Annotated in this window: 15 protein-coding genes and 1 tRNA gene; 8 read left to right on the forward strand and 8 right to left on the reverse strand. The window is 72.4% G+C overall.

Features of this window, described 5'->3' with window-relative positions; translation table 11 throughout:
• The first annotated feature begins 185 nt into the window (after nt 1-185).
• The 4 genes from E6R18_RS18310 (at nt 186) to E6R18_RS18330 (ending at nt 2,374) form a co-directional block, all read left to right on the forward strand.
• Nucleotides 186-271 (forward strand) — tRNA-Leu (locus E6R18_RS18310).
• A gap of 200 nt (nt 272-471) precedes the next feature.
• The gene (locus E6R18_RS18315) at nt 472-840 is read left to right on the forward strand and encodes a DUF4259 domain-containing protein (protein ID WP_136317973.1); all 369 of its coding nucleotides are present in this window, start codon (nt 472-474) and stop codon (nt 838-840) included.
• 256 nt (nt 841-1,096) lie between these two features.
• Nucleotides 1,097-1,975, forward strand: a complete 879-nt coding sequence (locus E6R18_RS18325) for a Bax inhibitor-1/YccA family protein (RefSeq protein WP_136317975.1) — start codon at nt 1,097-1,099, stop codon at nt 1,973-1,975.
• 81 nt (nt 1,976-2,056) lie between these two features.
• Entirely contained in the window at nt 2,057-2,374 is a 318-nt protein-coding gene (locus tag E6R18_RS18330; RefSeq protein ID WP_136317976.1) for a hypothetical protein, read from the forward strand.
• A gap of 118 nt (nt 2,375-2,492) precedes the next feature.
• Here E6R18_RS18330 and E6R18_RS18335 read toward each other — a convergent pair whose 3' ends face one another.
• The 3 genes from E6R18_RS18335 to E6R18_RS18345 form a co-directional block, all read right to left on the reverse strand.
• Nucleotides 2,493-3,362, reverse strand: coding sequence for a hypothetical protein (locus tag E6R18_RS18335; protein WP_240799779.1), 870 nt, complete (start codon nt 3,360-3,362; stop codon nt 2,493-2,495).
• A 242-nt stretch (nt 3,363-3,604) separates the two neighbouring features.
• Nucleotides 3,605-4,825, reverse strand: a complete 1,221-nt coding sequence (locus E6R18_RS18340) for an acetyl-CoA C-acetyltransferase (RefSeq protein WP_136317977.1) — start codon at nt 4,823-4,825, stop codon at nt 3,605-3,607.
• A 199-nt stretch (nt 4,826-5,024) separates the two neighbouring features.
• On the reverse strand, nt 5,025-6,074 hold the full coding sequence (locus E6R18_RS18345) for an SGNH/GDSL hydrolase family protein (RefSeq protein WP_136318037.1): 1,050 nt from the start codon (nt 6,072-6,074) through the stop codon (nt 5,025-5,027).
• A gap of 164 nt (nt 6,075-6,238) precedes the next feature.
• Between E6R18_RS18345 and E6R18_RS18350 the strand changes: the two genes are divergently transcribed.
• Both E6R18_RS18350 and E6R18_RS18360 read left to right on the forward strand, forming a co-directional pair.
• Complete coding sequence (locus E6R18_RS18350; protein WP_136317978.1) at nt 6,239-7,648, forward strand: cystathionine beta-synthase; 1,410 nt, start codon at nt 6,239-6,241, stop codon at nt 7,646-7,648.
• Nucleotides 7,649-8,280: 632 nt separating this feature from the next.
• Complete coding sequence (locus E6R18_RS18360) at nt 8,281-9,042, forward strand: SDR family oxidoreductase (RefSeq protein WP_136317980.1); 762 nt, start codon at nt 8,281-8,283, stop codon at nt 9,040-9,042.
• 9 nt (nt 9,043-9,051) lie between these two features.
• On the opposite strand, the gene E6R18_RS18365 is transcribed toward E6R18_RS18360, so the two are convergent.
• Entirely contained in the window at nt 9,052-9,477 is a 426-nt protein-coding gene (locus tag E6R18_RS18365; RefSeq protein ID WP_136317981.1) for a hypothetical protein, read from the reverse strand.
• Nucleotides 9,478-9,744: 267 nt separating this feature from the next.
• On the opposite strand from E6R18_RS18365, the gene E6R18_RS18370 reads away from it, so the two are divergent.
• Nucleotides 9,745-10,584, forward strand: a complete 840-nt coding sequence (locus tag E6R18_RS18370) for a MurR/RpiR family transcriptional regulator (RefSeq protein ID WP_136317982.1) — start codon at nt 9,745-9,747, stop codon at nt 10,582-10,584.
• 108 nt (nt 10,585-10,692) lie between these two features.
• On the opposite strand, the gene E6R18_RS18375 is transcribed toward E6R18_RS18370, so the two are convergent.
• From E6R18_RS18375 to E6R18_RS18390, 4 genes are all read right to left on the reverse strand, one after another.
• A complete protein-coding gene (locus E6R18_RS18375; protein WP_136204473.1) occupies nt 10,693-11,067 on the reverse strand; it encodes a hypothetical protein in 375 nt (124 codons plus the stop codon).
• An 83-nt stretch (nt 11,068-11,150) separates the two neighbouring features.
• Nucleotides 11,151-11,606: a roadblock/LC7 domain-containing protein gene (locus E6R18_RS18380; protein WP_136317983.1), complete on the reverse strand. Its 456-nt coding sequence runs from the start codon at nt 11,604-11,606 to the stop codon at nt 11,151-11,153.
• A gap of 38 nt (nt 11,607-11,644) precedes the next feature.
• Nucleotides 11,645-12,433 carry a transcriptional regulator gene (locus tag E6R18_RS18385; RefSeq protein WP_136317984.1) on the reverse strand — a complete coding sequence of 263 codons (789 nt, stop codon included), beginning with the start codon at nt 12,431-12,433 and terminating at the stop codon, nt 11,645-11,647.
• Nucleotides 12,430-12,837, reverse strand: a complete 408-nt coding sequence (locus E6R18_RS18390; protein WP_136317985.1) for a hypothetical protein — start codon at nt 12,835-12,837, stop codon at nt 12,430-12,432. Before E6R18_RS18390 ends, E6R18_RS18385 begins: the two co-directional genes overlap by 4 nt.
• Nucleotides 12,838-13,102: 265 nt before the next feature.
• Between E6R18_RS18390 and hutU the strand changes: the two genes are divergently transcribed.
• A complete protein-coding gene (gene hutU / locus E6R18_RS18395; RefSeq protein ID WP_136317986.1) occupies nt 13,103-14,764 on the forward strand; it encodes a urocanate hydratase in 1,662 nt (553 codons plus the stop codon).

The following is a 14,764-nucleotide window of genomic DNA, read 5'->3' on the forward strand; positions in this document are numbered from 1 at the left end:
CTTTCCGTCAATTCGGCCAACGCCCCAGGGCTCCCGCCACCTCGCCCGGGCATGAGGCCGTGCCTCCGACGTGCACTGACGGGGTCTCAAGCGATCGATAAATAAGACAACATCGAGCCACTGTTCGGCGGATCGGGGTGGGCCCCCCGGATAGGGTCATGTGCCAACGCGGAGCCGCGCGCCAAGCCCGGATGGTGGAAAGCAGACACGGCGAGCTTAAACCTCGCTGCCCCTCGGGGGCGTGCCGGTTCGAGTCCGGCTCCGGGCACCATCGCGTATGCGGCCCCGGCAGTCCGTCGGCCGCAATGAGGTCAGGCCCGGACCAGCGTCACGACGCAGGCGGCCGGCCCAGCAGGACGTCAGTCAGTGCCCGAGCCACGACCACCGGAACCTGAGTACCAGCATCAATGTCAGTGCCGGCTGCTGTGATGGCCGAAGCGATGACGGCAACGCGATGCGAGGGGAATGGTCATGGGCACCTGGGGCGCGGGGAACTTCGACAGCGATACGGCGGCGGACCATCTTTCCGCCCTGGTGCACCGGCTCCTCGGCGAGGTGACCGAGGCGATGGCCGGTGACCCGGTGGGGATCGAGCCGGACGAGTACGACGGGGTGGCCGTCCCCTGCAACCTGGAGCTGCTGCTCCTCCTGAGCGAGCGCGGCTGGGTGGGCGTCACGCTGCCGGCGCCCGAGGTGATCCGGCAGTGGCAGGAGACCTACATGGCGGTGTGGGAGCGGACCATCGACGGGCTGGAGCCGGGCGACGGGTACAAGGACGAGCGGCGCGCCGTGCTGACGGGCACCTTCGAGCGTCTGGCGGAGGCCGCGGGGGCCCGGTAGGCGTCCGGGAGCTGGTCGGCGGGGCGGCCGGGCTGCGGAGGGGGAGCGAGGACATCGTGCCCGGGGACGCGGCATGGTGGCGTGATCACCGGGAACGTGTGGAGGGCGCGGCCCGAGAAGCGGCTGCCCGGCTCACGGAGTGACCGCGCGCCCGCCCGGTGCCCGGGGAAAGATCCTCCTCTGGCACTAGGCTCAATGCTTTGCCTACCCATTACTCTTGTGGGAAGGCCACGCTGGGTGGCCATGGAGGAGTGAGATGAGGAGCAGCAACCCGGTCTTCTCGCGACGGGGCTTCAGCCGCGACAACGGTTACGCGGGCTTCAACGCGGCACCGCAGGCCGGGGCCCCCGCAGCGGGTGCCAACCCGTACGCGCAGGGCACCGCCCCGAACCCGTACGCCACGAACCCCTACGCACCCGCGGACGGCGTCCCGCAGGCGCCGGCGCGTGCCGGTGCGATGACGATCGACGACGTCGTCACCCGTACGGCGATGACGCTGGGCACGGTCGTCCTCGGTGCCGCGCTCGCCTGGGCGCTGCTGCCGGTCGACGAGGCCAACCTCAACAAGTCGTACGGCATCGCCATCGGCGCCGCGCTCATCGCGTTCGTGCTGTCGCTCGTCCAGTCCTTCAAGCGCAAGCCCGTACCCGCGCTGATCCTCGCGTACGCCGCCTTCGAGGGCGTGTTCCTCGGGGTCATCTCCAGCGCGGTCAGCACCTACATCGGACCGGGCGTCGTGATGCAGGCGGTGATGGGCACCATGTGTGTCTTCGCCGGTGTGCTCCTCGCGTACAAGATGCGCTGGATCCGCGTGACCCGCCGGTTCTACGGCTTCGTGATGGCCGCCGCCATGGGCTTCCTGCTCCTGATGGTGGTCAACCTGCTCTTCGCCGCCTTCGGCGGCGGTGACGGCCTCGGCTTCCGCAGCGGCGGCCTCGGCATCCTCTTCGGTGTCATCGGCATCGTGCTCGGCGCCTGCTTCCTGGCCCTCGACTTCAAGCAGGTCGAGGACGGCATCGCGTACGGCGCCCCGCGCGAGGAGTCCTGGCTGGCCGCCTTCGGCCTCACCATGACCCTGGTGTGGATCTACCTGGAGATGCTGCGCCTGCTCTCCATCCTCAGCGGCGACGACTGATCGCCCCGGGACCGTCGAAGCGGCCCGCAGACTCCGTCCGGAGTCTGCGGGCCGCTTCGCGTATGCGGGTAGGGTCGACGGGTGCTCGATACGACTCCCCTGATCACCGCCGTGGAACGACTCGCCGACCGGCTGCGCGCCGCCCCGCAGAGCAGGTTGCAGCGGGGAGCGGCCGCCGAGGGGCTGGCGACGGCCCGGGAACTGTCGGCGCGGGCGCAGCGCGCCGAGTCGCCCGGGCGGGAGCCGAGGGTCATGCCGGACGCCGGGATGTTCGCGGTCGGCGACCAGCTCATGGTGGCGGGGCGCGACCTGGCCGTGGCACTGGAAACGGCCCCGTCCGCCGAGCTGGACGAGGCCGTGCGATACGTCGAGGAAGCGGCCGCGCGGGCCTTCGCCTGACAGGCAGGGCGGCCGCGTGGGCCTTCGCCCGGGGGGCCGGGCGGCGGTACGGGGCGGAGCGGCCGGAGAGTGCCGCTCCCGGGGGAGTGGGGGGTGGAGCCGGCGACCGGTCGCAGCGCTAGAAGCTCGCTATGACGCGGTCGGCGAGTATGTAGACGTTCTCCCGGCCGCACGAGAACGTCAGCGCGTACGCACCGGAGACACCGGAACCGCCCAGCAGCACCGGGTGCTCGCCGGCCCGCAGGGATTCGGCCAGGCGCTCGGCCGTCTCACGGTGGCCGGGGGTCATACAGAGCGTGGTGCCGTCGGCGAAGACGTAGACGTCGAGCGTGCCGAGCGGGCCGGGGCGCACGTCGGAGAGCTCGGTGCGGCTGTCGGCCAGCTCCTCCAGGCGGTTCACCGTGCGCTCGTGGTCGGTGACGACGGGCGTCTGCACCGGCACGAAGTCGGGGTGCGAGGGGTGGCGGCGGCGGGCCGCGGCCAGCTCGGGGGAGTCCTCGGCGAACTCGGCCGTCTCGGGCAGCTCGGCCATGTCGGTCAGCTCCGTCATCCCGGCGAGCTCGGTCAGCTCGTCCAGCGCCTCGGCGGAGTCGAGGTCCATCGATTCGAGACCGGCGAAGTCGCTCTGGCGGGGCATGAAGAACGGCGCGTCCTCGCCGAGGCCGGCCAGGCCGCCCAGCAGTGAGGGTGCGTCGGCGGCGTCCCGCGCCTCCTGCGAGGCCCAGAACGCACGGGCCTCGGCGAGCTCCCGCTCCCGCTCCTCGGCCAGCGCCTCGGCGACGGCCGCGCGGATTTCTTCGGCGGAGGTGGTGTCGTGACGACTCTGCGCGGGTACGGCGGTGGTACGGGCGTGGCCTTCGGCCAGCTCCTTCCGGAGGGCCGAAACCTGCCTGCGCAGCCCGTGAGCAGCGTGCAGAGCGGCGGCACCCACGGCCGTGGCGGCGGCGGTGGTCAGCAACAGGGCAAGAGGCATGGCGCTCACTGACATACTCCCGGTTTCAATCGATCCCCCGACTTCCTACATCAGCTTGTGCCCCAACGGCACCCTGTGTCAGTGCATTACGTCACGAAATGGACAGGTCTTTGGGCCCGGGGCACCCCCCTGATGTGGGTGTGACCTGCGGAAATGACTCTCCCCCAGGAGATAGATCACATCCTGGGGGAGATTCGGTCACGGTCGGGGCTCGGAACCGGCCACCGGGCCGTGCGGGGCCGGAAGGCCGGGGCCGTTCAGCTCAGGCGCTCGATGACCATCGCCATGCCCTGGCCGCCGCCGACGCACATGGTCTCCAGGCCGAACTGCTTGTCGTGGAACTGCAGGCTGTTGATCAGCGTGCCGGTGATCCGCGCGCCGGTCATGCCGAAGGGGTGGCCTACGGCGATGGCGCCGCCGTTGACGTTGACCTTCTCCAGCGGCAGGCCGAGGTCCCGGTAGGAGGGGATGACCTGCGCGGCGAACGCCTCGTTGATCTCGGCCAGGTCGATGTCGTCGATGGTCAGCCCGGCCCGCTTCAGCGCCTGCTTGCTCGCCTCGACGGGGCCGTAGCCCATGATCTCGGGGGAGAGGCCGGAGACACCGGTGGAGACGATCCGGGCCAGCGGGGTCAGGCCGAGTTCGCGCGCCTTGGTGTCGGACATGATCACGAGCGCGGCGGCGCCGTCGTTGAGCGGGCAACAGTTGGCGGCCGTGACCAGGCCGTCCGGGCGGAAGACCGGCTTCAGGCCCTGGACGCCCTCCAGCGTGACGCCCGCGCGCGGACCGTCGTCCTTGGCGACGACCGTGCCGTCCGGCGTGGTCACCGGGGTGATCTCGCGCTCCCAGAAGCCGTTCTTCAGGGCCTCCTCGGCGAGGTTCTGCGACCGTACGCCGAACTCGTCCATGTCCTGGCGGGTGATGCCCTTGAGGCGGGCGAGGTTCTCCGCGGTCTGGCCCATCGCGATGTACGCGTCCGGGACCAGGCCGTCCTCGCGCGGGTCGTGCCAGCTCGCCCCGGACTCCGCGGCACGGGCCGCGGTGCGGGCCTCGGCCTCGGCGAAGAGCGGGTTGTGCGTGTCCGGCAGGCTGTCGGAGTTGCCCTTGGAGAAGCGGGAGACCATCTCGACGCCGGCCGAGATGAAGACGTCGCCCTCGCCGGCCTTGACGGCGTGCAGGGCCATGCGGCTGGTCTGCAGGGAGGACGAGCAGTAGCGGGTGACCGTACAGCCGGGAAGGTGGTCCATCCCCATCTGCACGGCGATGATGCGGCCCAGGTTGTTGCCCTGCTCGCCGCCGGGCAGGCCGCAGCCGAGCATCAGGTCGTCGATGTCCTTCGGGTCCAGCTCGGGGACCTTGGCCAGCGCGGTCTGGATGATCGTGGCGGTCAGGTCGTCCGCGCGCAGGTCCTTCAGCGACCCCTTGAAGGCCCGGCCGATGGGCGAACGGGCGGCAGAGACGATCACGGCTTCGGGCATCACGCGGCTCCATGAGGGCTGGAAGGCTGTCTGGCACGACTGCTCTGGAAGTTACCCGGACGTACTGCCGAGGTCACCCGAGGCGGCATGTGATGCGGGCCTCTTTTCTAAGCAACCGCTCAGTCAACTGTCTCACGCACCCCGCCTGCCCCACCCGTCCCGCACCCCCACCCTCTCCGTCCCGCGTGCCCCCGCCCGCTCACGCACGCCTCGGCGAGCTGTCCGTGTCCGTTCCGGGGCGGCGCTCCAGCCGCGTGGAGCCGTCGGCCTCCGGGTGCGGATGCGGGTGCGGCTCGGTGGACGCGGGCAGGCGCCGCCGCCTGCGGTGCTTGAGCAGTGCCCAGGGCGCCCGGGCCCCGGTGACCTCCGTACCGGCCTCCTTGGCCGCCTGGGAGGCCGCCTTGGCCACCGGCAGCATGTCCTCGCGCCGGGCGCCGTCCAGCCGGTCCGACTCCGGCCACAGGCCCAGCACCGCGCAGAGCGTCGGCAGCACCGCCATGGACGCCGTCGCGTACCCCTCGGCCGAGGGGTGGTAGTTGTCCGGGCCGAACAGCTCCCTCGGGTTCGCCTCGAACTCCGGGCCCAGCAGGTCGCCCAGCGACACCGTGCGCCCGCCCTGTTCCACCGCGCCGATCGTCTGGGCCGCCGCCAGCTGCCGGCTCACCCGCCGGGCCAGCCAGCGCAGCGGCTGGTAGACCGGCTCGATCGTGCCCAGGTCCGGACAGGTCCCGACGACGACCTCGGCCCCGGCCGTCCGCAGCCTGCGCACCGCCGCGGTCAGGCAGCGCACCGACTGGGTGGCGGGCATCCGGTGCGTCACATCGTTCGCGCCGATCATGATCACGCACACGTCCGGCGTCCGGGACGGGTCCGAGAGCAGCAGCGAGACCTGCCGCTCCAGATCGTCCGACCGCGCACCCGGCAGCGCGACATTGCGCAGGTCCACCGGCCGCTCCGACACCGCCGCCAGCCCCGACGCCAGCAGCGCCCCCGGGGTCTGCCCGGCCCTGCGCACCCCCTGCCCGGCCGCCGTGGAGTCCCCTAGCAACCCGAAGCGCAACGGCTCCGCCGGCCCCGCGAACGCCACCCCGTACCGCCCGTCCGCGCTCGGCGGGACCGGGGCGACGCCGCCGCCCACCAGCCGCTTCGCCAGCTGGACCTCCGCCAGCAGGACACCCACCGCCGCGGCCCCCAGCAGCCCGATGCTGCCACCGCCGTAGGCCGCGCCCGCCGCGATCCGCCGTGCCACCCTTGCCGTCGACACAGTCCGGTCCACCTCCTCGTCCCACGTACCGCCGTACAGCCGTACACAGAGCTACCTGCCCGCTACCGGCCGTCGTTCAATCGCTTCACCCGATCTCGTGCCCGTACGCATACGCTTGCCGGACCATCTCGGAGACCCCGGAGTACACGGTGCAATTCCACGATTCGATGATCAGTCTCGTAGGCAACACCCCGCTGGTGAGGCTGCGCAGCGTCACGGCCGGCATCCAGGCGACGGTCCTGGCCAAGGTCGAATACTTCAACCCCGGCGGGTCGGTCAAGGACCGGATCGCCCTGCGCATGATCGAGGCCGCCGAACAGAGCGGCGAGCTGAAGCCCGGCGGCACGATCGTCGAGCCGACGAGCGGCAACACGGGCGTCGGCCTGGCGATCGTCGCGCAGCAGAAGGGGTACAAGTGCGTCTTCGTCTGCCCGGACAAGGTGTCCACGGACAAGATCAACGTGCTGCGCGCCTACGGTGCCGAGGTCGTCGTCTGCCCCACGGCCGTCGACCCCGAGCACCCCGACTCGTACTACAACGTCTCCGACCGGCTGGTCCGTGAGACGCCGGGGGCCTGGAAGCCCGACCAGTACTCCAACCCGAACAACCCCCGTTCCCACTACGAGACCACCGGTCCCGAGCTGTGGGACCAGACGGAGGGCAGGATCACCCACTTCGTCGCGGGCGTCGGCACCGGCGGCACGATCAGCGGCACCGGCCGCTATCTGAAGGAGGTCAGCGGCGGCGCGGTCAAGGTCGTCGGCGCGGACCCGGAGGGCTCGGTCTACTCGGGCGGCTCCGGCCGGCCGTACCTGGTCGAGGGCGTCGGCGAGGACTTCTGGCCCTCCGCGTACGACCGCGAGGTCACCGACGAGATCGTCGCCGTGTCCGACAAGGACTCCTTCCAGATGACCCGCCGCCTCGCCAAGGAGGAGGGGCTGCTCGTCGGCGGCTCCTGCGGCATGGCCGTCGTGGGCGCGCTGGAGGTCGCCAAGCGGCTCGGACCCGAGGACGTGGTCGTCGTCCTGCTGCCCGACAGCGGCCGCGGCTACCTCTCGAAGATCTTCAACGACGAGTGGATGGCCGACTACGGCTTCTTGGAGGACAACGGACCCTCGGCCCGGGTCGCGGACGTCCTGGACCACAAGGAGGGGCCGATCCCCACCCTCGTCCACATGCACCCGGAGGAGACGGTCGGCGAGGCCATCGACGTCCTGCGCGAGTACGGCGTCTCACAGATGCCGATCGTGAAGCCGGGCGCGGGCCACCCGGACGTGATGGCCGCCGAGGTCATCGGCTCGGTGGTCGAGCGGGAGCTGCTGAACGCGCTGTTCGCCCAGCGCGCCTCGCTCACCGACCCGCTGGAGAAGCACATGTCCCCGCCGCTGCCGCAGGTCGGCTCCGGCGAGCCGGTCGAGGACCTGATGGCGGTGCTCGGCGGTACGGGGGCCGCGGACGCGGCGGTCGTGCTGGTGGAGGGCAAACCGAAGGGCGTGGTCAGCCGCCAGGACCTGCTGGCGTACCTGGCGAAGGACAAGTCGGCCGGCACGAAGCCGTAAGGAGGGTGAGCGCGCGTTTCGCGAAAACGGTACGTGTGCGTCACGTGGGCGCAGCACCGGCTTAACACGGCTCGGGCACATTGGTGGGTGTCGGCGGGAAGGCCCGCCGGCACCGGTACGGCGACACGGACTACGGAGCGGCTCCCGGACCTCCACCGTCGCCCGGACGCGCACCGGCCCTGACCCGGCCGCGTCCTTCGCGGGGACCGCCGTCGTCCCGCCCCCCGGGCAACCGGGGGTGAGGCGGTCCCCGCGACACACCGTCCTACGCGCGAAGGCCGCGCACGCCCCCTGGGTTCTACGTGCGGAGGCCGCGCACGCCCTCTGGGTTCTACGCGCGAAGGCCCCGCACGCCCCCTGGGTTCTACGCGCGAAGGCCCCGCACGCCCTCTGGGTTCTACGCGCGAAGGCCCCGCACGCCCTCTGGCTCTCGGGCCGGACGCGGACACGCCGTGAGCGCGCGAAATCTCGGAGTTCGCCGTCCACGGCCCCGATCGTAGGGAGAACGGCGCCCGCCCGGCCCGGTTACCGGCAGACCCGGGAAGGACACATTCCTGGGTACCGGGCGCGGCCCGGCCCAGCGTGGTTCCCGGCGGGAAGGCGCCCCCGGACACCACACCAAGGAGCACCCCATGTCGTACGAGACGCTCGCAGGCCGCACCGCCGTCGTCACCGGAGCCGCCAGCGGCATGGGCGCGGCGACCGCCCGGCTGCTCGCCGCCCAGGGCGTACGGGTGGCGCTGCTGGCCCGCCGCGCGGAGCGGCTGGAGGAGCTGGCCGCGAAGATCGCCGCGGACGGCGGGCAGGCCATCGCCGTGGCGGCCGACGTCACCGACCAGGCGTCCGTGGACGCGGCCGCCGACCGGGTGCACGCGGGGTTCGGCCCGGTGGACCTGGTGGTCAACGCGGCCGGTGTGATGCTGCCGAACCCGGTGGACGCGGGGCGCGCCGACGAGTGGCAGCGGATGCTCGACACCAACGTGGCGGGCGCCCTGCGCGTCATCCGGGCCTTCACCGCGGACCTGGTGGCGGCGGCCGCCGAGGGCCGCACCGCCGACCTGGTCAACATCTCCTCGATCGGCGCGCACATCACGTTCCCCAACTACGCGGTCTACGGCGCCACCAAGGCCGCGCTCACCTACCTGTCGGCCTCGCTGCGCACCGAACTCGGCCCGCGCGACGTCCGGGTCACCAACATCGAGCCGGGGCTCACGGATTCGGAGCTGGCCGGACACGTCGACAACGCGGAGCTGAGCGGTGAGCTGGACGGCATGTTCGACGCGCTCGGCGGGCTGTCCGCCGACGAGGTCGCCGACCTCATCGCGTACACCACCAGCCGCGCCCGCCACATCAACCTGCGCCAGGTCGTCGTCCTGCCGACCCGTCAGGCGTGAGCCGCGCGCTCACTCCTCCCAGTCGGAGGCCGCCCGCCGCTCCTCGCGCCCGCGGAACAGGCGCCGGCCATGGCCCGCCTGGAATACGTTGACGCCGACGATCCCGAGCCAGGCCACGATGAGCCCGCCGATGCCCGCGTTCGCGGCGCCGATCGCGGACAGCGGGACGGCCAGGACCAGCGAGATGATCCCGAACCCGAAGCGCTCGCCGAAGTGCCCCACGGGCTGCCCCGGTGCCCGCGCGCCCCGGGCGACGGCGGTCCGCTCCTCGGCGAGATGGCGCCTGACCCTGCGGTCGAGCGTGGCGTCGAGCCGCTGCTCCACCTTTTCGAGGAACGACTCCACGAGCGCGGAGTCGTAGTCGGCCCCCAGTTCGCCACGGGCCTGCAAAGTCGCCTTGAGCTCTCTGTCGAGCCCGGTGTCGGATGCGTCCATGGTTGCCACGGTACGAAGCGGGGTCGGCCGGGTCAGTGGGGCTATCCCCCGTGTTCGGCCCGCAGGGCGGGCGTTCCGGGCCGCCGGTCCAGCCACAGGGCCACCGTCAGGACCGGGCTGCGCGAGACCCTGGCCGTCCTCGCCGTGCGGGCGGGCCTGCCCGGGTAGTCGGCGCGGGCGGCTGCATATGGACATGCAGGAGCCTGGCTGGCTGAATGGATTCGTCGGCGCCGGACCTCGGCACGGCGGATCTACCGAGGGGACCAGATGAGCGGGAGCAGCCCGGCCGCACGGTTGCAGGAGCTGTTCGAGGGGCACCGGCTCACGCCCACGCAGCGCCGCATCGCGCACTCGATGGTGCGCAGGGCCGGTGACGCCCCGTTCCTCTCCAGCGTCGAACTCGCCGAACTGGCCGGGGTCAGCCAGCCCTCCGTCACCCGGTTCGCCGTCGCCCTCGGCTTCGACGGCTACCCCGCCCTGCGCAAGCACCTGCGCGAGGTCGCCCCGGCCGGGGCGGAGGCGGGCGAGGAGACGTACAACGAGTACCAGCAGGCGGTGCTCGGCGAGATCGAGAACCTGCGCCACCTCGCCGAACTCCTCGCCGACCCCGGGCCCGTCGAACGGGCCGGCCGGCTGCTCGCCGCCTCCCGGCCGCTTCCCGTGCTGGGGCTGCGCGCCGCGTCCTCGCAGGCCCGGGGGTTCGGGTACTTCGCCGCCAAGGTGCACCCCGACGTCCGGGTGCTCGACGAGGGCGGCAGCATGCTGCACGACCGGATCGACGCGGCCCGCCGCGCCGGTGCCACCGCGCTGATCTGCTTCGCGCTGCCGCGCCACCCCCGCGAGGTCGTGGACGCCCTCGCGTACGCGCGCGGCCAGGGCATCGCCGTGGTGTCGGTCGCGGACTCGGCGTTCGCGCCCGTGGCCCGCCACAGCGACCTGCTGATCCCGGCCGCCGTCGGCACCGGACTCGCCTTCGACACGGCCTGCGCCCCGATGCTCCTGGGGCGCGTGCTGCTGGAGGCCATGTGCGACGGACTGCCCGACGCACAGGCCCGCCTGGAGGAGTTCGACGCGGGGGCGGTGACGCGGGGGCTGTTCGTGGAGTGAGGCGGTCGCCCCGGTCCGGGGCGGGGGTTGCGTCCTCAATCGCCGGACGGGCTCGGGAGCGCCCCTGTCCGGTGGGCCCCCGCCCCGCCCACCGGGTCGAGGCGGCCCTCAGACCTCCAGGTCCGCCTCGATCTTCTTCAGCTGGTGCCGCGCCATCGCCAGGTTCGCCCGGCCGGCGTCCAGCACCAGGTAGAGGAAGAGGCCCGTGTTGCCGCGGGTCTTGAGGAGCCGGATCAGGTGGTACTGGGTGCCCAGGGTGATCAGGATGTCCTCGATCTCGTCCTGGATGCCGAGGTGCTCCATCGTTCGGAGCTTGGCGCGTACGACGTCGGTGTTGCCGGCGGCCGCGACCTCCAGGTTGAAGTCCTTGCCGCCGCCGAGGGTGCCCAGCGCCATGCCGCTCGTGTAGTCGACGAGGGCGACACCGGTGGTGCCCTCGATGGACGACATCGCTTCCTTCAGTGACGCTTCGGTGTTCGCCATGAGTGGTGCTTCCTTTCCCTGACCGGCCGTTGCGGCCGGTTCCGTTTCCTTCGGGCGTGGGTCGGTGATGCCTGTGGGGCTCGTCAGACCGGCCGGTGCGGCAGGGCACCGGGCTGTTGCTGGGGGCGGGGTACGGGGGCCGGCTGCGGGGCGCGCTCCAGGGCGCCGTCGACCAGCGCGCCGATGCGGGAGCCGGCGCGGCGGCCCTCCAGATGGAGCCGGCCGACGTTGATCCGGTCCTCGGCGAGCAGGGTCAGGACGGCCTGCGAGCCCGCGGCGTACGTCGCGATGTAGCCCGTCTCGCCGCGCACGAGCAGTTCGCGGAAGCCGCCCCGGCCGGTCGCATCGGTCATCCGGATCGCGACGCCGAGCGCGGCCGCGGTCAGCGCGGCGACCCCCTCGGCCTCCACCCCCGGCGTGTCGTGGGCCAGGACCAGGCCGTCGGTGCTGGCCGCCAGGGCACCGGACAGGAGCGGGACGCGTGCCCGTAACCGCTGGAGCTCGGCCAGGAGGTCCTGGGCTTCGGCTTCGGGCACCATGAGCTGTCTCCTTCCGGCACGCTGTCTGAGCGCGCGTATCACAGGGCCTCCAATGCGTCTCGGAGCCGGCGCAGCAGGGCGACGTCGGGGTCGGCCGTGACCTCGGGGAGGGCGATCCGGTCCGCGGCGGAGGCGGCGGGCACCGGCGGGACCGGCTCGACCAGCCCGGCCGCCGCGAGGCGCCGCAGGTCGACCAGGATGTGGAACGCGGACCTGCCGAGCTCCTGCGCGATGTCGGTGGCGGTACGCACCCCGTCCACGCGTTCCAGCACCCGGCGCTGGCGCGGCGGCACGGGCGAGTCGGCCGGGCGGCCGGTCCGCGTGAGCGGGGCCGTGTCCCCCGCCGCGTCCGGCCAGATCCGGTCCAGCAGCTCGCGGCGCCGGAGCGTCTCGCGCTGCACGGCGGCCACGGGGACGGGGCGCACGGGGCCGATCCAGTGCGCGACCCCGTAACGGAAGCGGGCCGGGGTCCGGGTCGGCGCGAGGGCGAAGAACGCGGCGTCGTACAGGGCGCCCAGGTGGCACAGCTCCAGCGCGCCGCCCGGCACCCGGCCGCTGTCCACGAGGTGCCGCCCGACCCGCTGGCCGGCCCCCGCCTCGGCGACCGCGTCCCACCAGCCCTCGCGGCCCAGCGCACCGCCCCGGGTGAGCAGGACGTCGATGCCGGGCGTCGCCGGGGACTCGGCGTGCACCACCTTGCCGTCGGCGAGGTACAGCGTGCCCCGGTCGCGCATCAGGGCACCGGTGGCCCGCTCGGCGGCGAGGCGCTGGAGCATGGGCGAGAGCACCGGGGCGGGGGCGGACTCATCCGCGAGGGCGGCGGTCATGCGAGGACCAGCCGCTCGGCGATCTCGCCCAGCCGTATGCGGGCCAGTGCCAGGTTGCCCTCCGCGCGGTCCAGCCACAGGTGGAGGAAGACGCTGCTGTCGAAGTCCGTCTCCACGAAGCGCAGGATGTGGTACCCGGCGCGGGTGGTGACGATGACGTCCTCGACCGGGGGCGGGGCCGTCTCCCCGGCGGCGGGCGCGTCCGGTGATCCGGCGGCGAAGGCGGGCTGTTCGGCCGCCATCCGGGCCACTTCGGCGGTTTCCGCGGCGGTGGCCTCGTGGTCGCCGTTGGGCGATTCGCCGATGGTGCCGAGGGCGAGACCGCTCGTCCAGTCGACGACGGCGGCGCCCCTGGCACCGGGCAGTCTCATGACGTCGAGCAGGCACTCGTCGATTCCGGGCACGCGGATTCCCCTCCGACACGGCGTTCGGCTGTGACCCAGAGGTTACGCAACGTGCTCGATCCAGGTGGGGGTTCTGGCATTTTCCATCGGTACATGCAGGTGGCTGCCGGAGAATGCCGCACCACGAAGCGGACCGGACGCCTCCCGGACGCCTCCCGGGGGCCTCTCGGGGGTCTCCGGCGCCTCCCGGCCGGGGCTGTTGACTGGAGCTATTCACCCGCTCAAGATGTGAATAGAAAATTCACAGTCGCGAGGAGGCACCGCCATGTCAGGACCCCGCCACGTACGGGCGCCGCGCGGTACGGAACTGAGCGCCCTGGGATGGCAGCAGGAAGCCGCCCTGCGCATGCTGCAGAACAACCTCGACCCCGAGGTCGCCGAGCACCCCGACAAGCTCGTCGTCTACGGCGGCACGGGCAAGGCGGCCCGCGACTGGCGTTCGTTCGACGCGATGGTCCGTACGCTGCGCACGCTCAAGCAGGACGAGACGATGCTCGTCCAGTCCGGGCGGCCGGTCGGCGTCATGCAGACGCACGAGTGGGCGCCGAGGGTCCTGATCGCCAACTCCAACCTGGTCGGCGACTGGGCGAACTGGGAGGAGTTCCGCCGCCTGGAGGCGCTCGGGCTCACCATGTACGGCCAGATGACCGCCGGATCGTGGATCTACATCGGCACGCAGGGCATCCTCCAGGGCACCTACGAGACGTTCGCCGCCGTCGCCGCGAAGAAGTTCGACGGTTCGCTGGCCGGGACGATCACCCTGACCGCCGGGCTCGGCGGGATGGGCGGCGCCCAGCCGCTCGCCGTCACCATGAACGACGGCGTCGCGATCTGCGTCGACTGCGACCCGCGCGCCATCGAACGCCGCATCGAGCACCGCTACCTCGACGTGCGCGCCGACTCCCTGGAGCACGCGCTCCAGCTCGCCGTCGAGGCCCGGGACGCCCGCCGGCCGCTCTCCATCGGCCTCCTCGGCAACGCGGCGGAGCTGCTGCCCCGGATGCTCGCCGAGGGCGCCCCCATCGACATCGTCACCGACCAGACCAGCGCGCACGACCCGCTGGCCTACCTGCCGGCCGGCGTCGACTTCGACGACATGGCCTCCTACGCCGCCGAGAAGCCCGCCGACTTCACCCAGCGGGCCCGCGAGTCCATGGCCCGGCACGTCGAGGCGATGGTCGGCTTCATGGACGCCGGCGCGGAGGTCTTCGACTACGGCAACTCGATCCGAGGCGAGGCCCGGCTCGCCGGGTACGAGCGGGCCTTCGACTTCCCCGGCTTCGTCCCCGCCTACATCCGGCCGCTGTTCTGCGAGGGCAAGGGCCCGTTCCGCTGGGCGGCGCTGTCCGGCGAGGCGTCCGACATCCACAAGACGGACAAGGCGCTGCTCGAACTCTTCCCGGAGAACGAGTCCCTGCACCGCTGGATCAAGATGGCCGGCGAGCGCGTCCACTTCCAGGGCCTGCCCGCCCGCATCTGCTGGCTCGGCTACGGCGAGCGGGACCGCGCCGGCGAGCGGTTCAACGACATGGTGGCGAGCGGTGAACTCGCCGCGCCGCTCGCGATCGGGCGCGACCACCTGGACTGCGGCTCCGTGGCCTCCCCGTACCGCGAGACCGAGGCCATGCTCGACGGCTCCGACGCCATCGCCGACTGGCCGCTGCTGAACGCCATGGTCAACGTGGCGTCGGGCGCCTCCTGGGTCTCCCTCCACCACGGCGGCGGCGTCGGCATGGGCCGCTCCATCCACGCCGGCCAGGTCACGGTCGCCGACGGCACGCCGCTGGCCGGCGAGAAGATCCGGCGGGTGCTCACGAACGACCCGGGCATGGGGGTGATCCGGCACGTGGACGCGGGGTACGACATCGCGGAGTCGGTGGCCTCGGACAAGGGCGTGCGGGTGCCGATGGGGGAGGACGGGGCGTGA

It is taken from the genome of Streptomyces sp. A1277 (assembly GCF_004795015.1).
Taxonomy (GTDB): domain Bacteria; phylum Actinomycetota; class Actinomycetes; order Streptomycetales; family Streptomycetaceae; genus Streptomyces.